This is a genomic window from Pandoraea nosoerga, from assembly GCF_902459585.1.
Taxonomy (GTDB): domain Bacteria; phylum Pseudomonadota; class Gammaproteobacteria; order Burkholderiales; family Burkholderiaceae; genus Pandoraea; species Pandoraea nosoerga.
In genome coordinates this window covers 1-21739 of record NZ_CABPSC010000021.1, presented here as the reverse complement: position 1 = coordinate 21739, position 21739 = coordinate 1, and the positions used below count along the sequence as shown (strand labels likewise).

The following is a 21739-nucleotide window of genomic DNA, read 5'->3' as shown; positions in this document are numbered from 1 at the left end:
TTGGCTATGGGTCAAGTCCTAAAGTGCGTGTAAGACGCTTTCCAATTCCGTCTCGCAACCTTTCCTACGCGCAGGGGCCTTCCGATGACCGAACCCACCGAACCCACCGAGACCACACCCGCCGGCGCCGCCCAGATCGCCGCCATGCAGGCGTTGCGCGCCGCGTTGCTGGCGCAGCACAAGGTGCTGATCGCCAACGACCGTCAGCAATACGAAGCAGTGTTCGGTCCCGTGCCGACCGGCCGCTTCGTCCAGCTGCTCACCGAAGACCCATGGTTCCGCTGGCTCGACCCGCTCTCGCGGCTGATCGTCGCAATCGACGAGTGGTTCGAGCAGACGCCGCCGACCGAGGCGGGCGGCATCGCGCTGGCCGACATGGCCGCAACACTCTTTCGCCATACCGACGCCGAATTCGGCGAACGCTACCGGCTGGCGTTGCAGCAGGCGCCGGACATCGTGCTCGGCCAAAGCCGTGTATTGGCCGTGCTGCGCGACGTGCCGCAGTCGGCGGCTTCGCCCTCCGCATCCGTCGAGCAGGAGCCCGATGCGTCGGCGAACGAGGAAGGCGGCGCTTGAGCAGGGCGGGCGCAGACCGTCAAGCCGAATATTTGTTCCTGGGCTGATCGTTTTTTGGGCAATGCTCTTGACATCCCCGGTCTACGGGGCGTTCGAGCAGGCGGTGACAGGTTATCCAGTGGGTTATCCACAAAGGGTGTGGACAACTTTCGCGGCCGGCGCGGCGACGGGCTGCAGAATAGGGTACCGGCGCGTATTTCGTTGCCCGACATAGCGCACGTCCGTTTCGTCAGAAGCACCGGAATCGTCTGGCCCTGTGGGAATCGCGGGCGTTGGCCCTATGGCAACGCGACGTGCGCTGCCACAATGAGGGCTTTGCCCGCGCTTGGCGCATCGCTTTCATGACCACCACGCCCATCGTGCTGCTGGTGCTGCTTTCGGCACTGATGCACGCTACCTGGAACGCTTTTCTTCACGCCAGTCCCGACCGGGTGTGGCAAGTCGGCATGATGGCCGTGCCGCAGTTGTTCGCGGCGCTCGCGGGCATCGTGCTCTTGCCCCTGCCGCCCGTGCAGGTCTGGCCGCTCGTGCTGCTCTCGGCGTGTGCGCAGGTGGCCTACACGGCGGCGCTCATCCGCGCGTATCGGGTCGGGGAGTTCGGCCAGATCTATCCCATCGCCCGGGGCATTTCGCCGCTGCTGATCTCGGGGGCGGCCCTGCTGCTCGCCGGCGAGTGGCCCACATGGACCGCGACGATCGGCATCGTCGGCATCTGCGCTGGCATTCTCACGCTCGCGCTGCGCGGCCGACGCCTGTCTGGCGACAGTGTGCCGGCGGCGTTGCTCACCGGCGTATTCATCGCCGCTTACACGATCGTCGACGGCTTCGGCGTGCGTCTGTCGAACGGCAACGGTTTCGGCTATATCGCCTGGGCCTATCTGTTTGCGAGCGTGCCGCTGGTGGGCGCGGTCTGGGCCCTGCGTGGCGGCTCGCGCGGCATGTTTCTCGCCGGGCGGCGTCGCGTCACACAGGCGCTGGGCGCCGGCGTCGTCGCGCAATGCGCCTACGGCATGGTCGTCTTCGCGCTGCAATTCCTGCCAATGGGGGTGGTCTCGGCTCTGCGCGAGTCGAGCGCCATTTTCGCCGTGCTGCTGGGGTGGCTGTTCCTGGGGGAAAAGCTCAACGCCCGGCGGCTGGCGGCATGCGCTCTCGTGGTGGGCGGCGCGGTGCTGATCAAGCTCGGCGCCTGAGAGGCGCCCGAACCGTGACTGGGCAGCGCGCACGCGCCACCCAGGCGGGGAGGCTGGAAGACCGAGGAAGCGCCGTGCAAGGCGAGCGGGGCCGGCGAAGCGCGCCGCCGGGACGCGCGCCGCCTTGCCCGTCGCGTGGACTTGCCGGCGGGCGTCAGCCGCGCGGCCAGAGCTCGGCGCGATGCGCCGTGATCGCGGCGACGACGATTTCGCGCATGCCGTGCCCGTCGGTCGCTTCGAGGTGTTCGAGAATCGTCATGCGCATGCGCGGCGCCCAGAAGCGGCGCAGATGTCCGGCAATGCTCTCGAGCGCTTCCTTGCGGTCGGGCATCGTCTCGAAGAAGTCCCCGATCTGATTGGCCATCTTGACCAGATTGTCGGTGTCCATGATCTTTCCTGTCCCCTGTCGTAGTGCTTTGTCGGTGTGCTTCGATGCTTCGCGTGGCCAATCTCGCGTCCGCCGCACCGTCTGCTGGCAATCGACGGTGAAGCCCGCCGGGCTGTCCGGCGCCGGACGCGGATTGTCCGTCGCCCCGCGCCACCCCGCAATGTTGCGCAGGGCGGCGCGCGTTCCTCCTTTACTGCCGCCGCTGCCGCGGCAGCGGCGCGATCACGTCGTGCCGACCTCGGCCGTGTTGTGCGCGTGGGCGAGCAGCGCTTCTTGCTGACGATTGAAGTCCGAGTACTGCCGCTGCCACTCCGACGGCTGCGCGACAGGCGTGACCTGCACGGCCGTCACCTTGTACTCGGGGCAGTTCGTTGCCCAGTCCGAGTTGTCGGTGGTGATCACGTTCGCGCCGGACTCCGGGAAGTGGAACGTGGTGTACACCACGCCCGGCTGCACGCGCTCGCTCACGATGGCGCGCAGCACCGTCTCGCCGGCGCGGCTCTCGATGCCGACCCAATCGCCGTCCTTGATGCCGCGTTCGTCGGCATCATGCGGATGGATCTCGAGCCGGTCCTCGCTGTGCCAGTAGACGTTGTCCGTGCGGCGCGTCTGGGCGCCGACGTTGTACTGCGACAGAATCCGTCCGGTCGTGAGGATGAGCGGGAAGCGGCGCGTGACCTTCTCGTCCGTCGGCACATATTGCGTGATCAGGAACTTGCCCTTGCCGCGCACGAATTCGTCGATGTGCATGACCGGCGTGCCTTCGGGCGCCGCTTCGTTGCACGGCCACTGCACGCTGCCCAGGCGATCGAGTTTCTCGTAGCTCACGCCGGCGAACGTCGGCGTGAGACGCGCGATCTCGTCCATGATCTCCGACGGGTGCGAGTAGTTCATCTCGTAGCCCAGACGCCTGGCGAGCTGGATCGTCACTTCCCAGTCGGCGTAGCCGGCGCGCGGCGGCATGACCTGACGCACGCGCGAGATGCGGCGCTCGGCGTTGGTGAACGTGCCGTCCTTTTCGAGGAACGACGAGCCCGGCAGCAGTACGTGCGCGTACTTCGCGGTCTCGTTGAGGAAGATGTCCTGCACCACGATGCACTCCATCTGCTCGAGCGCATGCGTCACATGTTGCGTGTTCGGGTCCGACTGCACGATGTCTTCGCCCTGGCAGTACAGGCCCATGAAGGTGCCCGCGAGCGCCGCGTCGAACATGTTCGGGATGCGCAGGCCGGGTTCGGGCTGCAGCGTCACGCCCCATTCGGCTTCGAACAGCGCGCGCGCGGTCGAGTCCGACACATGGCGATAGCCCGGCAGTTCGTGCGGGAACGCGCCCATGTCGCACGAACCCTGCACATTGTTCTGGCCGCGCAGCGGGTTCACGCCCACGCCTTCGCGACCGATGTTGCCGGTGAGCATGGCCAGGTTGGCGATGCCGATCACGGTGGTCGAGCCCTGCGCATGCTCGGTCACGCCGAGGCCGTAATAGATCGCAGCGTTGCCGCCGGTGGCGTACAGCCGCGCCGCGCTGCGCACGAGGTGCGCCGGCACGCCGGTGTGCGCTTCGGTGGCTTCCGGGGAGTTCTCGGCGCGGGCGATGAAATCGCGCCATTCCCGGAACGCCCGGTCTTCGCAGCGCTCGGCGATGAACTCGCTGGCCATCAGCCCTTCGGTGACGATCACGTGCGCGAGCGCATTGATCATCGCCACGTTGGTGCCCGGGCGCAGTTGCAGGTGATAGTCGGCGTGGATGTGCGGACTCTTCACCAGATCGATGCGGCGCGGATCGATCACGATCAGCTTCGCGCCCTGGCGCAGGCGCTTTTTCATGCGCGAGCCAAACACCGGATGGCCGTCGGTCGGGTTGGCGCCCATCACGAGGATCACGTCCGACTTCTCGATCGACTTGAACGTCTGCGTGCCGGCCGATTCACCGAGCGTCTGCTTGAGCCCGTAGCCGGTCGGCGAATGGCAAACGCGCGCGCAGGTATCCACGTTGTTGTTGCCGAACGCCGCGCGCACGAGCTTCTGCACCAGATAGTCTTCCTCGTTCGTGCAACGCGAGGACACGAGAGCGCCGATCGAGTCGCGACCGTACTTGGCCTGAATGCGCTTGAATTCCGACGCCGCGTAGTCCAGCGCCTCGTCCCACGACACTTCCTGCCATGGGTCGGTGATCTTCTTGCGGATCTTCGGCGTGAGAATGCGGTCCTTGTGCGTGGCGTAACCCCACGCGAAGCGGCCCTTCACGCAGGCGTGGCCTTCGTTGGCCTGACCGTCCTTGTGCGGCACCATGCGCACGACCTCGTTGCCCTTCATCTCGGCCTTGAACGAGCAGCCCACGCCGCAGTAGGCGCAGGTGGTGATCTTGGCGTGCTCGGCTTGGCCGAGATGGATGACCGACTTTTCCTGCAGCGTTGCCGTGGGGCACGCGGCCACGCACGCGCCGCACGAGACGCACTCCGAGTCCATGAACGGCTGGTCCTGACCGGCCGAGACGCGCGCTTCGAAGCCGCGCCCCGAGATCGTGAGCGCGAACGTGCCCTGCGTTTCCTCGCAGGCGCGCACGCACCGGTTGCAGACGATGCACTTCGAGGCGTCGTAGGTGAAGTACGGGTTCGACTCGTCCTTTTCGCTGTCGAAGTGATTCGCGCCGTCGAAGCCGTAGCGCACCTCGCGCAGGCCCGTCACGCCGGCCATGTCCTGCAGTTCGCAGTCGCCGTTGGCCGCGCACGTCAGACAGTCGAGCGGGTGATCGGAGATGTAGAGCTCCATCACGCCCTTGCGCAACTCCTGCAACTTCGGCGTTTGCGTGCGTACCTTCATGCCGGGCTCGACCGGCGTGGTGCACGACGCGGGGAAGCCGCGGCGACCTTCGATCTCGACCAGGCAAAGGCGGCACGAACCGAACGGCTCGAGCGAATCGGTGGCGCACAGCTTGGGCACGTTCACGCCGCTTTCGGCCGCGGCGCGCATGATCGACGTGCCCGCGGGCACGGTGATCTGCTCGCCGTCGATCTCCAGCGTGACTTCCTGCGCCGATTCGCGGCGCGGCGTGCCGTAGTCCTTCTCAAACATCGGGTCCATCATGATGGGCGGTCTCCTAGGCGGCCTTGGTCGGCAGGTTCGACGGTTCGGCCGCGCCGAAGTCTTCGGGGAAATGGTTGAGCGCCGAGAGCACGGGGTAGGGCGTCATGCCGCCCATCGCGCACAACGAACCGGCGAGCATGGTGTCGCACAGGTCGCGCAGCAGCTTGATTTGCTTGGGACGGTCGCGCCCGTCGATGATCTTGTCCATCACTTCGACGCCGCGCGTCGAGCCAATGCGGCAAGGCGTGCACTTGCCGCACGATTCGATGGTGCAGAACTCCATTGCATAGCGCGCGAGCTTCGCCAGATCGACGGTGTCGTCGTGCGCCACGATGCCGCCGTGGCCGAGCACCGCCCACAGCGCCGCGAAGGCCTCGTAATCGAGCGGCGTATCCCATTGTGATTCGGGCAGGTACGAGCCGAGCGGGCCGCCGACTTGCACGGCGCGCAGCGGGCGGCCCGTCATGGCGCCGCCGCCGTAGTCGTACAGGATTTCGCGCAGCGTCACGCCGAAGGCCTTCTCGATCAGGCCGCCGTACTTGATGTTGCCCGCGAGCTGAATCGGCAGCGTGCCGCGCGAGCGGCCCATGCCGAAGTTCTTGTAGAACTCGGCACCGCGATCCATGATGATCGGCACCGAGGCGAGCGAGATCACGTTGTTGATGACCGTCGGCTTTCCGAACAGCCCCTCGATGGCAGGCAGCGGCGGCTTGGCGCGCACCACGCCGCGCTTGCCTTCGAGGCTCTCGAGCAGCGCCGTTTCTTCGCCGCAGACGTATGCGCCCGCGGCCTTGCGCACTTCGAGATGAAACGTCTTGCCCGAGCCGAGAATGTTCTCGCCGAGATAGCCGGCCCGGATGGCGTTCGCGATCGCTTCGTTGAGCACGTCGATGGAGTGCGGGTATTCGCTGCGCACGTAGATGTAGCCGCGCGTGGCGCCTACGGCGATGCCCGCGATCGTCATGCCCTCGACGAGGACGAGCGGGTCGCCCTCCATCAGCATGCGGTCGGCAAACGTGCCCGAATCGCCTTCGTCGGCGTTGCACACGATGTACTTTTGCGCCGCCGGCGTATTCAGCACCGTCTTCCATTTGATGCCCGTCGGAAACGCCGCACCGCCGCGCCCGCGCAGGCCCGATTCGGTCACTTGCGCGACGATGGCCGCGCCGTCCATGCCGAGCGCGTTGCGCAGGCCGCGATAGCCCGCGTGCGCGACGTAGTCATCGACCGAGACGGGGTCGGTCACACCCACGCGGGCAAACGTCAGTCGCTCCTGCTTCTTGAAATACGGAATCTCTTCGGTCAGGCCGAGCGCGAGCGGGTGGTCGCCGCCGGCGGTGAAGTTCGCGTCGAACAGGCCGGGGACGTCGTCGACGTCGACAGGGCCGTAGGCCACGCGGCCGGCAGGCGTAGCGACTTCGAGCAGTGGCTCGAGCCACAGCATGCCGCGCGTGCCGTTGCGCACGAGTTCGATGTCGATGCCGCGCCGTGCCGCTTGCGCGACGATGGCGGCGGCAACATCATCGGCGCCCAGCGCGAGGGCGGCCGAGTCGCGCGGCAGGTACAGTCGCACCGTGCCCGGCGTTTTGGCGGAGTGGGCGGTTTGGCTCATACGGCTTCCTTGGCGCGGGCGACCAGGCGGTCGAATTTCTCGGGGGTGACGCGCGCGTGCAGCTTGTCGTCGATGGTAATGGCAGGCGAGGTGGCGCACTGGCCGAGGCAGTACACCGGTTCGAGGGCGACGTCACCGCCGTGCGCGTGCATCGCGCAGCCGAGCACGCGTTGCGCATGCGCGAGCAGTGCGTCGGCGCCCATGCTCTGGCACGCCTCGGCGCGACAGATCTGCACGACGTGACGCGGCGGCGGGCTGGTGCGGAAGTGGTGATAGAACGTGATCACGCCATGGACTTCGGCGCGAGAAAGGTTGAGGGCGTTGGCGATGACGGGAACGGCTTCCGGGGGTACGTAGCCGAAGGCGTCCTGAACGTCGTGGAGGATCGGCAGCAGGGGACCTTCCTGAGCCGAATGAGCGTCCAGAATCGCCTGCACCGTCGCGACGGAAAAAGCCTCGCGCATGGCTGATGTCTCCTGTGCGGCGCACCGTGGGGACTGCGCGCCTGAGGGTGTGGTTATGTTGTTGTCCTGCCCCAGGGGCGGGAAACCCATTTGTCACATCCGGCGACGCTGCTCGGGTCTAGCGATCAGCGCGGCGCCGGACGAGCGTGCGGCACATAGCCCCCACCATATGCCGCACGGGCTCGGTTTCCCGCCCCGTTTGCTTACTTCCTCAACCAGCGAACCGGAAAAGCCCGGCTCGAATCCTGCTGCGACCCACACGCCCTTTGGGTGACGGACGGGGCGCCCGGTGCGTCCTTCAGTTCGGTGGCCGGGTGGCGAGCCGCCGTGATCTACAGGACTCCGTATGTGAAACACGATATATCATATACGGTATACGTGCAATAGCGCCGAACGTGGTTTGGCAGCCTCGTTTACCCGCATTGGGAGAGAAATGGCGGCTCGCACGGAAGGTGGGCGCAAATCCCGCGGTGAGGAGCGGGCGCTGGGACGTGGGACGTAGAGGCGAGGGCGGAGGGGGAGAAAGGGGCGGTAGGAGCCGGTAGGAGCCGGGACAAAACAAAGGCCGGTGACATCCCGATGTCACCGGCCCCTTCTTTCCGATGCTACGCGCGAACGGATACCCCGGGTATGCCGGATACGCCGCGCACGCGTCCGATTATTCGAGGAAGTCGCAGTGCTCTTCGACGAAGGCAGCCAGGCCCAGCGTGTGATCGCGCGCCAGCTTTTCGGCAAGCTCCGTGTCGCGCTTTTCCAGCGCGGTGATGATCTTCAGGTGATCGACGATCGAGCGGGCGGCCCGGTCGTTCTGGGCGATCGTCACCTTGCGGATGGCGCGCACATGAATGAACAGATTCTTGATCGTGTTGGCGATCGCCTGCGACCCGCCGAGATTGATCAGCGCCTGATGGAAGTCGATATTCGCATCGGAATACTCTTCGATGTGATCGGTCGGCGGTGCGTTGACGAACTCGTCGAACAGATGACGCAGCTTGGCGATCTCTTCATCGCTCGCATGCAACGTGGCCAGTCGTGCGGACATCCCTTCGAGGGCGGCCCACATCTGAATCATCTCGACGATCTCACGCTTCGTCTTGCGGATGATGAAGATGCCCCGGCGCGGCACCGTGCGCAAAAAGCCTTCCTGTTCCAGCAGGGTCATGGCTTCGCGAATCGGCGTGCGCGAAACGCCAAGCACCTGGATGAGCTGACGCTCGTCCAGGCGAATCTCTTCCTTCTGGTTATAGATGTCGGCGTCGGCGATGGCTTTTTTCAGCAGCGCATACGCCTGATTGCGAAAACTCGTGGTGGTGTCGATCGGCTCCAGCGCGAGCGGAGTCACGCGCGCCGGAGTTGGGGTGATCAGGGACATGCAATAGTCTCCTAGGTATTACGGCCCCGTCAGAGGCGCAATGCTTGCTGCCCCACGATGGTTGCCGGCTTGGTGACGAGTTTACCCGATTCGTTTGCCTGCGTGGTTTCCGCCAGATACGCGTAACGGCCGTTCTTCTCGGCCTTTTCGAGCACCGAAGCGGGCAGGGCGACGAAGAGGTGAACCATCGCGACCCCGGCGGCAAGGGCAGAAGCAAGGGCGATCAAAGTAAGCGCAGCGACGAGCATGATGACACTCCTGATAAACGTTGACAGATTGAAATGTGGGGGAGAACTTGCTTTGCATTGTATGTCGCGCCGCAGCAAGTCTCAAGATATACCACATACCGCATATCAAAATTCATCATTTTTCGGGACGTTTTTTACGCCCCCATGCCGGTCGGCTGCCCGGATTTGTCTCTTTTTCCGATAGTGCTGCGTCGATCAATGATGGCGATGAACCTCCTCGAATGTCCGTCCAGCTTGCATTGATGCAGATTTCGGGACGCCGGTCGCGCATGCGATTTGCGGCACGTTCGGCGATGCCTACGGGGTACGGCAAAAGCGGGTTATTGCGTTGCCGCGAAACCACAGCCGACGGCGCCAAAGGCCGCGGCGTCGACGCGGTTCGCCGACAAGAAACCGGCGGTGTCCGGCAGCGTCGCGAGATCGGCGAACTGACGGGCCGGACAGCGAAAACGACGGCGCTGCGACGATCTGCCGCCTGTTCGCGCCGCGCCTTCGCACGCTGCCTATATATATAGTGCGCCGTGGCGGGGAGTCCTTGCGGCGCCCCCGCCACGGCGCCTGGCGCGCACGGCTTGCCATCGTGATGGCGCCTCATGATGGCGCCTCGTGATGGCGCTTCGTGATGCCGGTGACGCCTGCGATGCTCGCGACGCTGGTGATGCTCGGGGCGTTGGACGCCCGTCGCGCCGCGCTGATGTCGTTATGCCGCTTTCGCGAGCCGTGCCTGGGCGGCGGCGACGGCTTCGGGCTGCGTCATGAATTCGCGCTGCTTGACGAGCGCGAGAACGACATCGAGCGTGGGGGTCGGCACGTTGGCAAGACGCCCCATTTCCTGCACGACCGTGACGAGCGGGTCGATTTCCATGGCGCGGCCGCGCTCGAGATCCTGCAGCATCGACGTCTTGTGGGCGCCCACGGCGCCAGCGCCGTTGATGCGACGCTCGACATCCACGCGGAAGTGCACCCCGAACTTGTCGCCGATCGCCTTGGCCTCGAGCATCATGGCGCGCGCGACGGCCCGCGTGCCCGGATCGCTCGCGATGATGTCGAGCGTGCCGTGCGTGAGCGCCGAGATCGGGTTGAAGCAGAGGTTGCCCCAGAGCTTGAGCCAGATCTCGTCGCGGATATTCTCGCGAATCGGCGCGTCGAGCCCGCCTTCGATCATGAGCTTCGAGAGTTTTTCCACGCGCTCCGTGCGCTCGCCGCTGGCTTCGCCGAGCGGGAACTTGTTGCCGTAGACGTGTTGGATCACGCCAGGCGCCACGACCTCGGTGGCCGGGTAGACCACGCAGCCGATGGCGCGCTCGGGACCGAGTTCGCGCCACTGGCGGCCATTCGGATCGATGCTCTCGAGCGTGCTGCCTTCGAGTGCGCCGCCGTGCTTGTAGAAGTACCAGTAGGGGATGCCGTTCACGGCAGTGACGACCGCGGTGTCCGGGCCGAGCAGCGGCTGCATCGCGTCGAGCACCGATGGCACCGAGTGCGCCTTGAGCGCAATGATCACGTAGTCTTGCGGGCCGAGCTCGCGCGGGTCGTCCGTGCAGCGCAGTTGCGCCACGCGTTCCTCGCCGTCGATGAGCAGCTTGAGTCCGTTCTCGCGCATGGCGGCAAGGTGCGGGCCGCGCGCCACCAGACTGACATCGGCCCCGGCGCGCGCAAGCTGCACGCCGAGATAGCCACCGATGGCCCCAGCGCCATAGATGCAAATCTTCATGAAGTCTCTCCCTCCAATGGTCAATCGAAACCCGGATCGTTATTTATTCTTCTAATACCAAATGTTGTATATCGTATATCACAACCTATCCCACGCCAAGCATTCCAGGACCGGATGCCGTCATGGTTTCCCCGCACAGCGGGGATGAAGCGGGCCACGGATGTGTGAGCCCGACCGCCATGACAAGCCGTGGTGAAAACCCCGTAACGCACGCCCGCGAGTGAATTATTACGGTGTGTTACAGCCACGAAAGCGGGTGGGGGAATCGGGCTTTTTGTGAGTGAAATTCACACAAATATCGTCTTGTGCCCGTTTCAAAAAATTCCAAGGAGCCCTATCTAAAAGGCCTGCGCGCCTTATCCGGCAAGCTTTGCGGATCAGGTTAACTCCTTAGTGTTTTCGCATTGCGTTGTTGCGCCGCTCAGGCCTACAGTGGCGTTACTGTATCTAGCCGCCACTTAGGACAGTGCCTCGCGTGCCGTGGTCGCTTTCGCTGCAATGGACGAAAACGACTGTGGCACGCGAGGTGAGAAACGAGGAAAGCAATAAATTAGTGTTGACTTATATCTGATATATCGTATATTTCGTTCGGTATATTTACGGGAGGCAACGTATCCCGTGAGCATCAGAGAACAAGTCGACGAGGCAATGACCTCGTAAAGCATACCCAGGGGGCGTAGACCCCATCCGGAAGGTGTTGTTGTTGTGAAGCTGCCAAACAACTGAGAACCGATGGAGGAGGTACATAGTGGAGACGACTAATCAACACGGTAAGCAATCCGTGTTCGCGAGCCCTTGGGTTCAGCTCGTGTTCGGCGTGATTTGCATGGCGATGATCGCCAACCTGCAGTACGGGTGGACGCTGTTCGTCAACCCGATCGATGAGAAGTATCACTGGGGCCGTACCGCAATTCAGGTCGCGTTCACGATTTTCGTCGTGACCGAGACCTGGCTGGTGCCGATCGAAGGGTATCTGGTCGACAAGTTCGGCCCGCGCCCGGTGGTGGTCGGCGGCGGGCTGCTGTGCGGTGTGGCATGGGTGCTCAACTCCTTTGCCTCGTCGCTGCCGATGCTGTATTTCGCAGCGGCCGTGGGCGGTATCGGCGCCGGCGCCGTGTATGGCACCTGCGTGGGCAACGCGCTGAAGTGGTTCCCGGATCGCCGCGGTCTTGCCGCGGGCCTCACCGCCGCCGGTTTCGGCGCCGGGTCGGCGCTGACCGTGGTGCCCATCGCCAACATGATCAAGTCGAGCGGCTACGAGAACACCTTCCTGACCTTCGGTCTGGGCCAGGGGATCATCGTGCTGGTGCTGGGTCTGGCGCTGGCCAACCCGCCGGCCTCGATCGAGGCGCTCAAGAAGCTGGCCCCGGGCGCGATGCGCTACAACGCCAAGCCGACGGAAGTCATGCGCTCCCCGGTGTTCTGGCTGATGTACCTGATGTTCGTGCTCATGGCCGCCGGCGGTCTGATGGCGACAGCCCAACTCGGCCCGATCGCCAAGGACTATGGCCTCGATCAGGCGCCGGTCTCGATCCTCGGCTTGACGCTGCCCGCGCTCACCTTCGCACTGGCCATCGACCGCGTGCTCAACGGGGTGACGCGTCCGGTGTTCGGTTGGATCTCGGACAAGATCGGGCGGGAGAACACGATGTTCATCGCTTTTGCGATGGAAGCCGCGGGAATCTACGCGCTGGCCAAGTTCGGTCAGCACCCGGTGGCCTTCGTGATCCTGACCGGCCTGGTGTTCTTCGCCTGGGGCGAGATCTACAGCCTGTTCCCGGCGACCTGCGCCGACACCTACGGCTCGAAGTACGCCGCGACCAACGCGGGGATGCTCTACACCGCGAAGGGGACGGCCGCGCTGCTGGTGCCTTTCTCGAGCGTGATCACCTCGTCGACGGGTAGCTGGCAAGCCGTGTTCATGATCGCTTGCGCCATGAACGCTTTCGCCGCCTTCCTTGCCCTGTTCGTCCTCAAGCCGATGCGTGCCCGCCTGGCGCAGCGTTACGCGAGCGACTACAAGGCGGAATCCGAGCCGATCGTGAAGCCTGCGGACCTGACCCGCAGCACCACGTAAGGCGAACTTCGCAACATGCAAGAGCAGACTGGCTGGCTTGATTAGAAATGTTTGACCGGCGTGCAATCCGCGCCCCGCGGGGCCGGTTGCACGCCCGGGTGAGCAAGTAGAGAAGCAGTACGGGACCAACCCACTAATCGTCAGACAAGACGACGCAACACTGAAACCGGAAAAATTGGAGGAGAGAATTATGTCCATTGCGATGACCGTGCCAGTCGGCAAGGCGGAAAACGACACCGCGGGCGATACGCTCAAAGACAGCAGCCGACACGCGAACATCGTGTCCGAGGCAGAAACGACGGATGGATTTCATCTGGTCATCGATGCCCTGAAAGCGAACGACATCGACACCATCTTCGGTCTGGTGGGGATCCCCATCACGGACCTGGCCCGTCTCGCGCAAGCCGAAGGCATGCGTTTCATCGGCTTTCGCCACGAACAACACGCCGGCAACGCCGCAGCGATTGCCGGCTACATGACCCAGAAGCCCGGCATCTGCCTGACCGTGTCCGCACCGGGCTTTCTCAATGGCTTGACCGCACTCGCCAACGCCACGACCAACTGCTTCCCGATGATCCTCATCAGCGGTTCGAGCGAGCGCGAAATCGTCGACCTGCAGCAGGGCGACTACGAAGAAATGGACCAGCTCAATGCGGCCAAGCCGTATTGCAAGGCCGCCTATCGCGTGCTGCACGCCGAGGATATCGGCGTGGGCGTGGCCCGCGCCATTCGCGCAGCCGTGTCGGGCCGTCCGGGCGGCGTCTATCTGGACCTGCCGGCCAAGCTGCTGGCCCAGACCATCGACGCGAAGAAGGGCAAGGACTCGCTCATCCGTGTGATCGACGCCGCACCGCGCCAGATCCCGGCGCCGGACGCCGTGCAGCGCGCGCTCGAAGTCATCAAGGGTGCGAAGCGTCCGCTCGTGCTGCTCGGCAAGGGCGCGGCATACGCGCAGGCCGACGCCGACATCCGCGCATTCATCGAGAAGACCGGCATTCCGTATCTGCCCATGTCGATGGCCAAGGGCCTGCTGCCCGACACGCATGAGCAATCGGCCGCTGCCGCGCGCTCGTTCGTGCTGCAGGAAGCCGACGTGGTCGTGCTCATCGGCGCACGCCTGAACTGGCTGCTCGCGCACGGCAAGGGCAAGACCTGGGGCTCGGCGCCGAAGAAGTTCGTGCAGATCGACATCTCGCCGACGGAAATCGACAGCAACGTGCCGATCGCCGCACCGGTGATCGGTGACATCGGTTCGTGCGTCTCGGCGCTGCTCGCCGGCGTCGACGCCAAGTGGGTCAAGCCCTCGGCGGAGTGGACCGGCGCGATCGCCGAGCGCAAGAGCAAGAATCTGGCGAAGATGGCCGCCACGCTCGCGCAGAATCCGTCGCCGATGAACTTCCACAGCGCACTCGGCGCCATTCGCGACGTGCTCAAGAAGTATCCCGACATCAACCTGGTGAACGAAGGCGCGAACACGCTCGACTATGCGCGCAGCATCATCGACCAGTACCAGCCGCGCAAGCGCTTCGACTCGGGTACGTGGGGCGTGATGGGTATCGGCATGGGCTTCGCCATCGGCGCGGCCGTGACGAGCGGCAAGCCGGTGGTGGCCATCGAAGGCGACAGCGCGTTCGGCTTCAGCGGCATGGAACTCGAAACCATCTGCCGCTACGAGCTGCCGGTCACCACCGTGATCTTCAACAACAACGGCGTGTATCGCGGCACCGACGTGAACCCGACGGGCGGCAAGGACGTGGCGCCGACCGTGTTCGTGAAGGGCGCGCGCTACGACAAGATGATCGAGGCGTTCGGCGGCATTGGATACAACGTCACCACGCCGGCCGAGCTCACCAAGGCGCTGGAGGAATCCATCGCAGCCGGCAGGCCGGCCCTGATCAACGCGGTCATCGACGAATCGGCGGGTACCGAAAGCGGTCGTCTGACGAATCTGAATCCGCAAAGCGCGGCGATGAAAAAGTAATTCGAGTCAATCAAGGAGACACGACATGAGCAAACCTTTGGAAGGCATCAAGATCATCGACTTCACGCACGTGCAAGCGGGCCCCGCCTGTACTCAGCTGCTGGCATGGTTCGGTGCGGACGTGATCAAGGTGGAACGCCCGGGTTCGGGCGACGTCACGCGCAACCAGCTGCGCGACATTCCCGACGCCGATGCCTTGTACTTCACGATGCTCAACAGCAACAAGCGCTCACTGACGCTCGATACGAAAACGCCGGAAGGCAAGGAAGTGCTCGAGAAGCTGGTGAAGGAATCGGACGTGCTCGTCGAGAACTTCGCCCCGGGCGCGCTGGATCGCATGGGCTTTACTTGGGAGCGCCTGAGCGAGCTCAATCCGAAGCTGATCGTGGCCTCGGTCAAGGGCTTCTCGGACGGTCACCACTACGATGACCTCAAGGTGTACGAGAACGTGGCGCAGTGCGCCGGCGGCGCCGCGTCGACGACCGGCTTCTGGGACGGTCCTCCGACGGTGTCGGCCGCTGCACTGGGCGACAGCAACACCGGCATGCACCTGGCGATCGGCATTCTGACGGCGCTCATCGGCCGCGGCCAGACGGGCCGTGGTCAGAAGGTGGCCGTCTCGATGCAGGACTCGGTCATCAACCTGTGCCGCGTGAAGCTGCGCGACCAGCAGCGTCTGGAGCGCGTCGGCTACCTGGAAGAGTATCCGCAGTACCCGCATGGCGAGTTCACCGACGTGGTGCCGCGCGGCGGCAACGCGGGCGGCGGCGGTCAGCCGGGCTGGGTGCTCAAGTGCAAGGGCTGGGAAACCGACCCGAACGCTTACATCTACTTCACGATCCAGGGCCACGCCTGGGAGCCGATCTGCCGCGCGCTGGGTAAGCCGGAGTGGATCGACGATCCCAACTACGCCACGCCGCAAGCCCGCCAACCGCACATCTTCGATATCTTCGCGACCATCGAAGAGTGGCTGGCCGACAAGACGAAGTTCGAGGCGGTCGACATCCTGCGCAAGTACGACATCCCGTGCGCGCCGGTGCTGTCCATGAAGGAAATCGCGAACGACCCGTCGCTGCGCGCGTCGGGCACGATCGTGGAAGTGCCGCACAAGCAGCGCGGCTCGTACCTGACGGTGGGCAGCCCGATCAAGTTCTCGAACCTCAAGCCGGAAATCACGGGCTCGCCGCTGCTGGGCGAGCACACCGACGAGATCCTGTCCGAGCTGGGCTACAACAAGGAGCAGATCGCCAGCCTGCACGCATCGCGCGCAGTCTGAGTCCGGTCTGAGCAGCAAGGGCGGGTACGCACCCGACGCATCGTCACCCTGCCGGGGCGGCGATGCGGGTGCGGCACGTCCGGTGTTCGCGGGTGCGGGCTCCATGTGGAGTACGCGCCCGTTTTTGTTTTCGGGGCCGCGTTGCCCGTTAATTGATGTACTTTATTGGCATATTTGCCGGTCCGAGTGAACGATAATGGGCCGGCATGCCAATCGCATTCCCCACCATTGTCCTGGAGACATCATGAGCGCATCCGTCGACGTCAATCAGTTGGTGCAGGTCGTGGGCGACGCCATCGTCGTTGCCGACCCGAACAACATCATCACGCTGTGGAATTCGGGCGCCGAGAAGATGTTCGGTTTCTCGAGCGAAGAGGCGCTCGGTCAGCCGTTGGACATCATCATTCCCGAGCGACTGCGCGCGCGTCACAACGAGGGTTATGCGAAGACCATGGCCACGGGGCAGACGAAGTACGGCAGCGATCTGCTCAAGGTGCCGGCCACGCACAAGGACGGCCGCGCCATGTCGATCGCGTTTACCGTAGCGTTGCTGCACGGCGCGGCCGGCGAAGTGACCGGCATCGTGGCCGTGATTCGCGACGAGACCGCGCGCTTCCAGGAAGACCGGCAATTGCGCAAGCGCCTGAACGAGCTCGAAGCGAAGCTCGCCGCCACGGCCGGCTGAGCGCACGGTGTCGCCCATCACGCTCGTGCGGCGCACCTGACGTTCGCCCGGCGCGAGAGCCGCGGGCCCGCGACGACACAGCCACGGCCAAGCACCGAAATGCCGCGTCTTCCCGCAGGGAAGCGCATTGCATTTCGGTGCTTTTTTATTGTGACGTGGCGTGGCTGCGTCTTTAAATATTTTGTATTCAATATATTTAAAAACAATTGCCACCGTCCTGGGAAAGGAACCATGCGCTCTCCCGCTCCCGGACATGCCTCTTAACTGCTGTTAATCCCCGCTACTTCCCGCTACTCCCCGTGCTTCCTGTCACCCCCTGTTAACCCCTGTTAACCCCTAGGCGAAACGAGGTCAAAACGCTGTCGGATTCGCGTGTTGCACTGCGAACGCCTTGTCGGACAAAGGCTTCCCGGGATGTCGGGCTCGTCATGCCGCGCGACGGCAGGGATCACCGGCAATAAAAAGCCGTTGATAAAATATCGTGTATGAAATACCGTATATCACAAGAATGCGTCAGCGATCGCGACGGCGCCTGAAGTGCGGCGACGGCTCTCGCTGAACCGGCATCACCCCATTTGCTTGTCTTGCATACCCATTACATAAACGCCGTCGCATCAGGAGGAGACAAACCATGATGATCGTCGCCAGCATCCGGCGCGAAGCCAGCCCTGCGGATCAGCCGCACGCCATGCGTGCGTGCGCCGCGCATCCCGTCCGACTTTCGATCCGTGTTTCGATCCGTGTGCCGGCCGCCGCGGCCGCAACCCTTTGCTGAGCGGAGACGACCATGGGTAAAGCACTCGAAGGCGTTCGCATTCTCGATTTCACGCACGTCCAGTCCGGCCCGACGTGTACGCAATTGCTGGCATGGTTCGGCGCCGACGTGATCAAGATCGAGCGGGCGGGGCACGGCGACGTCACCCGCGAGCAGCTGCGCGACATTCCCGATGCGGACAGCCTGTACTTCACGATGCTCAACAGTAACAAGCGTTCGATCACGCTCGATACGAAGCACCCGGAAGGCAAGGCGGTGCTCGAGCGAATGATTCGCGATTGCGACGTGCTGGTGGAGAACTTCGCGCCGGGTGCGCTCGACCGCATGGGCTTCACCTGGGAGCACATCCACTCGCTCAACCCGCGCATGATCGTGGCGTCGGTCAAAGGCTTCGGCCCCGGCCCGTACCAGGACTGCAAGGTCTACGAAAACGTGGCGCAGTGCGTGGGCGGTGCGGCGTCGACAACTGGCTTCGACGACGGCCCGCCCATGGTGACCGGCGCGCAGATCGGCGATTCCGGCACGGGACTGCACCTGGCGCTGGGCATCGTCACGGCGCTCTATCAGCGAACGATGACCGGCAAGGGCCAGCGCGTGCTGACGGCCATGCAGGACGGCGTGCTGAACCTGTGCCGCGTGAAGCTGCGCGATCAGCAGCGTCTGGAGCGCACTCGCGTGATGGAAGAATACCCGCAGTACCCGAACGGCACGTTCGGCGACGCGGTGCCGCGAGCGGGCAATGCATCGGGCGGCGGACAACCCGGCTGGATCCTCAAGTGTCGCGGCTGGGAGACCGACCCCAACGCCTACATCTACTTCATCACGCAGGCGCCCGTGTGGGGCTCGATCTGCAAGGTGATCGGCAAGCCCGAGTGGGTCGAGCATCCGGATTACGCCACGCCGCGTGCGCGCTTGCCGCGCCTGCGCGAGATCTTCGACACGATCGAGCAATGGACCATGACGAAGACCAAGTTCGAAGTCATGGCGATCCTCAACCAGTACGACATTCCGTGCGGTCCGATCCTGTCGATGAAGGAGATCGCCGAGGACATGTCGTTGCGCGAGACCGGCACCATCGTCGAGGTCGATCACCCGCAGCGCGGCAAATACCTCACCGTGGGCAACCCGATCAAACTGTCCGACAGCCCCACGCACGTGGAGCGCTCACCGCTGCTCGGCGAGCATACGGAAGACGTGCTGGCGGAGTTCGGCTACAGCCCGCAGCAGATCGCCGCGTTGCGCGAAGTCGGCGCGGTCTGAGCCGCGCCCAATGGAATCAAGACACCGCGCCCGGCGCGCGCACGGCAGACGTTGCCGCGCCACCGGGCCGTCACCGGAATGGCAAACGCATGAAACTCTGGACTCGCTTCAAAACCGCGCATGGGCGCATCGGCTTTGGCCTGCTGCAGGGCGATCAGATCGCCGAACACCGCGGCAATCTCTACGATCAGCCGGTGCCGACGGGCGCGACCGTGGCACGCGACGCGGTCGATCTCCTGTGCCCGTGCGAGCCCACGAAAATCGTGGCGCTCTGGAACAACTATCACGCGCTCGGCGCGAAGCTCGGCAAGGCCGCGCCCTCGCACCCGCTGTTTCTCATCAAGCCCGCCACCTCGCTCGCCGGGCCCGACGCGGTGATTCGCCGTCCCGCGTCGTATGCGGGAAAGATCGTCTTCGAGGGCGAACTCGGCGTGGTCATCGGCAAGCAGGCGAGCAACGTCAGCGAGCAAGCCGCGCGCGACTACATCCTCGGGTACACGCTGGTCAACGACGTGAGCGCCGTTGAGATCATCGAGCAGGACGGCAACTTCGCACAGTGGACGCGCGCCAAGGGCTTCGACACGTTCGGTTGCCTCGGGCCGGTCATCGCGCAGGACTTCGACTGGCGCGAAGCCGAGCTCGTCACGCGTCTGGACGGCGTCGAGCGTCAGCGCTACCCGCTCGCCGACATGATCTTCAACCCGTGGCAACTCGTTGCCCGGATCTCGCAGGACATGACGCTGTTGCCCGGCGACGTGATCGCCGTGGGCACGTCCATCGGCGTGGGTTCGATGAAGGAAGGCGCGCTGGTGGAGGTGAGCATCGACGGACTGGGCACGCTCGCCAACCGCATGGGCGGCTGAGGTCGCCGCCGGAGACAGCCGGGCACGCCGGGCATGGGGGGCGGCAACAGCGCAAGCGATTTCACGGTGGTCGGCCGGGGTGGCAATGGCCTGAGTCGATCGCCCTTTTTCATTCGGCAGGCGGCGCACGACGTGCGTGGTATTGCGTGGTATTGCGCAGTATTGCGCGGTATGGCGCGGTCTGCCTTGGGACTGAGCCCGGCGGGCCGGCAACGTCGTTCACGGCGCCGGCGGCGGCACGGGACTCTTGTAAGCCATCATGCCGTCGATCAGCGCGGCGCCTTCGGCGAGCAGGAACTCCCGGAACGCGAGCGCGACCGGCGGCAGGCGCTTGCTGCGCCGATGCACGACGTACCAGCTTTGCCAGGCTGGAAAGCCTTGCACGTCGAGCACCGCCAGTTCGCCCGTGCGCAGTTCCATGCCGACCGTGTGCGCCGACAGGAAGCTGATACCCATGCCCGCGATCACGGCTTGCTTGATGGTCTCCGTGCTCGAGATCTCCATCGCGATCTTCAGTTGCTGGGTGCGATGGCCGAAAGCGTCCTGCAGCGAGTTCCAGGTGTCGGAGCCGCGCTCCCGGCTGATGAACGGCTCCTGCGTGAGCCGCGAAAACGGGATATGCCGCTCGCCGGCGAGCGGATGGTCGGGGGGCGCGACGATGACGTATGGGTGCGGCGCGAACGCCTCGTTGATCGTGTCGACTTCGTGGGGCGGACGCACCATGACGGCCAGGTCGGTGAGGTTCTCGGTGAGCTGATGCAGCAGTTCCTCGCGGTTGTGCACGGTGAGGTTGAGCGTGACGCCGGGATGCCGCGCGGTGAACGCCGCGAGCAGGCGCGGGAAGAAGTAGTCGCCCGCGCTGATCACGGCCACGTTGAGCTTGCCGCCGGTAATGCCCTTGAGGTGGTCCATCGCCTCTTCGGTCTCGCGAAAGAGCGCAATGATCGCGCGGCTGTAGTGGAGCATTTCGGTGCCCGCCGGCGTAAGGAAGATCTTCTTGCCGAGTTGCTCGAAGAGCGGAAGTCCGGCGTGTGTCTCGAGCTGCTTGACCTGCGTCGAGACGGCCGGTTGCGTGAGGTGCAGTTCTTCGGCGGCGCGCGAGAAGCTCAGGTGGCGCGCCACCGATTCGAAAACTTTCAACTGGCGGAGCGTGGCGTGTTTCATGCGACGAGGACCAGAGAGGGATAAGGGTTCAAGAGTTGCGAGGCGCGTGCGGCGCAACGCGGACCGCCAGCGGTGCGTGCCTGGGAAAGTATAAGTAATCGTAGATGATTTGCATAATTAACTTTAACTGTCTTTTATGGATCGGGCTGCGTAATCTGCAATGGCAGCCCGCGAGAACGTGATGTGACAGCAAGGGGTGGCGAAGGCCAAACCCAGCGAGCGCGGGGCAACGTGTTCTGGAGATGATCACTGTTTTGGGAGAGCGCCATCATGTCTGTCATCGAAACGCATATCAAACCCGCCGCCCTGGCACCGGTTGCCAACGCCCATCTGCATGCGTTCAACAACGCATTTGTCGAACTGGGTCTCGACTGGTATTGGGATCACTCGACGTACACCCGTTTGCTGCACCTCACGGGCAATCAGGATTTGCCGCTGGCGTATCTCGAAGGCGCTTCGGCGCAGGCGTTGCGCATGGCCGAGCTGACGCTGATCGGCGCTTACCTCGACGGTCATCAGCCGCACCTGCTGCGCGCCTACGAGCCGGAATTCCTGTGCGATCTGATTCACTGCACGAAGGTGCGCTGTTTCGAAGCCGCCAATGAAGGCCGTTCGATGCAGCCGCCGCGAGCCGCGCTGGCCTGAGTTTTACAACACCACAGGGGCTCAGACCCCGAGACAATAACTATGCATATTGGCATTCCAAAGGAGACGGTCGCCGGCGAAACCCGCGTCGCGGCCACACCGGAAACGGTGAAGAAGCTGGTGAGCGCAGGGCATCGCGTCACCGTCGAGCATGGTGCGGGCGAGGCGGCGAGCGTGCCCGACGCGGCGTATGTTGCCGCGGGCGCGTCGAGCGGCAGCGCGGCCGACGCCCTGGGCGCCGAACTGGTGCTCAAGGTGCGGGCGCCGTCGGTAGCGGAGATCGCGCAGATCCCGCGCGGCACGGTCGTGGTCGGCATGCTCAACCCGTTCGACGCGCAGAACAACGCCCGCATGGCCGCCGC

Annotated in this window: 18 protein-coding genes and 1 pseudogene; 11 read left to right on the top strand and 8 right to left on the bottom strand. The window is 64.4% G+C overall.

The features are described 5' to 3' along the window. The first annotated feature begins 84 nt into the window (after nucleotides 1-84). Both PNO31109_RS20500 and PNO31109_RS20495 read left to right on the top strand, forming a co-directional pair. Complete coding sequence (locus tag PNO31109_RS20500) at nucleotides 85-576, top strand: hypothetical protein (protein WP_150557289.1); 492 nt, start codon at nucleotides 85-87, stop codon at nucleotides 574-576. A gap of 341 nt (nucleotides 577-917) precedes the next feature. Next, complete coding sequence (locus PNO31109_RS20495; RefSeq protein ID WP_150557288.1) at nucleotides 918-1766, top strand: EamA family transporter; 849 nt, start codon at nucleotides 918-920, stop codon at nucleotides 1764-1766. Nucleotides 1767-1920: 154 nt separating this feature from the next. Here PNO31109_RS20495 and PNO31109_RS20490 read toward each other — a convergent pair whose 3' ends face one another. From PNO31109_RS20490 to PNO31109_RS20460, 7 genes are all read right to left on the bottom strand, one after another. Then, complete coding sequence (locus PNO31109_RS20490; protein WP_150557287.1) at nucleotides 1921-2154, bottom strand: formate dehydrogenase subunit delta; 234 nt, start codon at nucleotides 2152-2154, stop codon at nucleotides 1921-1923. Between the two features lie 222 nt (nucleotides 2155-2376). Further along, the gene (gene fdhF / locus PNO31109_RS20485) at nucleotides 2377-5241 is read right to left on the bottom strand and encodes a formate dehydrogenase subunit alpha (protein ID WP_150557286.1); all 2865 of its coding nucleotides are present in this window, start codon (nucleotides 5239-5241) and stop codon (nucleotides 2377-2379) included. Between the two features lie 13 nt (nucleotides 5242-5254). After that, nucleotides 5255-6853, bottom strand: coding sequence for a formate dehydrogenase beta subunit (locus PNO31109_RS20480; protein WP_150557285.1), 1599 nt, complete (start codon nucleotides 6851-6853; stop codon nucleotides 5255-5257). Then, the gene (locus PNO31109_RS20475; RefSeq protein ID WP_150557284.1) at nucleotides 6850-7317 is read right to left on the bottom strand and encodes a formate dehydrogenase subunit gamma; all 468 of its coding nucleotides are present in this window, start codon (nucleotides 7315-7317) and stop codon (nucleotides 6850-6852) included. Before PNO31109_RS20475 ends, PNO31109_RS20480 begins: the two co-directional genes overlap by 4 nt. Before the next feature lie 658 nt (nucleotides 7318-7975). After that, the gene (locus PNO31109_RS20470) at nucleotides 7976-8689 is read right to left on the bottom strand and encodes a GntR family transcriptional regulator (RefSeq protein WP_039409675.1); all 714 of its coding nucleotides are present in this window, start codon (nucleotides 8687-8689) and stop codon (nucleotides 7976-7978) included. Between the two features lie 29 nt (nucleotides 8690-8718). Beyond that, complete coding sequence (locus tag PNO31109_RS20465; RefSeq protein ID WP_150557283.1) at nucleotides 8719-8937, bottom strand: hypothetical protein; 219 nt, start codon at nucleotides 8935-8937, stop codon at nucleotides 8719-8721. 700 nt (nucleotides 8938-9637) lie between these two features. Continuing rightward, entirely contained in the window at nucleotides 9638-10651 is a 1014-nt protein-coding gene (locus PNO31109_RS20460) for a 2-dehydropantoate 2-reductase (RefSeq protein ID WP_150557282.1), read from the bottom strand. Between the two features lie 748 nt (nucleotides 10652-11399). Between PNO31109_RS20460 and oxlT the strand changes: the two genes are divergently transcribed. The 7 genes from oxlT (at nucleotide 11400) to PNO31109_RS20430 (ending at nucleotide 19568) form a co-directional block, all read left to right on the top strand. Beyond that, a complete protein-coding gene (oxlT, locus tag PNO31109_RS20455; RefSeq protein ID WP_150557281.1) occupies nucleotides 11400-12728 on the top strand; it encodes an oxalate/formate MFS antiporter in 1329 nt (442 codons plus the stop codon). Nucleotides 12729-12918: 190 nt separating this feature from the next. Beyond that, entirely contained in the window at nucleotides 12919-14709 is a 1791-nt protein-coding gene (gene oxc, locus PNO31109_RS20450; protein WP_217433192.1) for an oxalyl-CoA decarboxylase, read from the top strand. 25 nt (nucleotides 14710-14734) lie between these two features. Then, nucleotides 14735-15985, top strand: a complete 1251-nt coding sequence (gene frc, locus PNO31109_RS20445) for a formyl-CoA transferase (protein ID WP_150557280.1) — start codon at nucleotides 14735-14737, stop codon at nucleotides 15983-15985. Nucleotides 15986-16229: 244 nt separating this feature from the next. After that, on the top strand, nucleotides 16230-16670 hold the full coding sequence (locus PNO31109_RS20440; RefSeq protein WP_150557279.1) for a PAS domain-containing protein: 441 nt from the start codon (nucleotides 16230-16232) through the stop codon (nucleotides 16668-16670). A gap of 631 nt (nucleotides 16671-17301) precedes the next feature. Next, on the top strand, nucleotides 17302-17445 hold the full coding sequence (locus tag PNO31109_RS22020; RefSeq protein ID WP_174966487.1) for a hypothetical protein: 144 nt from the start codon (nucleotides 17302-17304) through the stop codon (nucleotides 17443-17445). 12 nt (nucleotides 17446-17457) lie between these two features. Continuing rightward, nucleotides 17458-18705, top strand: a complete 1248-nt coding sequence (frc, locus tag PNO31109_RS20435; RefSeq protein ID WP_150557278.1) for a formyl-CoA transferase — start codon at nucleotides 17458-17460, stop codon at nucleotides 18703-18705. Between the two features lie 89 nt (nucleotides 18706-18794). Continuing rightward, the gene (locus tag PNO31109_RS20430) at nucleotides 18795-19568 is read left to right on the top strand and encodes a fumarylacetoacetate hydrolase family protein (RefSeq protein ID WP_150557277.1); all 774 of its coding nucleotides are present in this window, start codon (nucleotides 18795-18797) and stop codon (nucleotides 19566-19568) included. 219 nt (nucleotides 19569-19787) lie between these two features. Here the strand turns inward: PNO31109_RS20430 and PNO31109_RS20425 are convergent, their stop codons facing one another. Then, nucleotides 19788-20732: a LysR family transcriptional regulator gene (locus tag PNO31109_RS20425; protein WP_150557276.1), complete on the bottom strand. Its 945-nt coding sequence runs from the start codon at nucleotides 20730-20732 to the stop codon at nucleotides 19788-19790. A 270-nt stretch (nucleotides 20733-21002) separates the two neighbouring features. Between PNO31109_RS20425 and PNO31109_RS20420 the strand changes: the two genes are divergently transcribed. After that, nucleotides 21003-21377 (top strand): HAD family hydrolase, encoded by a 375-nt coding sequence (locus PNO31109_RS20420; protein WP_150557275.1) that lies wholly within the window; start codon nucleotides 21003-21005, stop codon nucleotides 21375-21377. A gap of 42 nt (nucleotides 21378-21419) precedes the next feature. Then, nucleotides 21420-21739 (top strand): annotated as a pseudogene (locus PNO31109_RS20415) (NAD(P)(+) transhydrogenase (Re/Si-specific) subunit alpha); the annotation flags it as partial.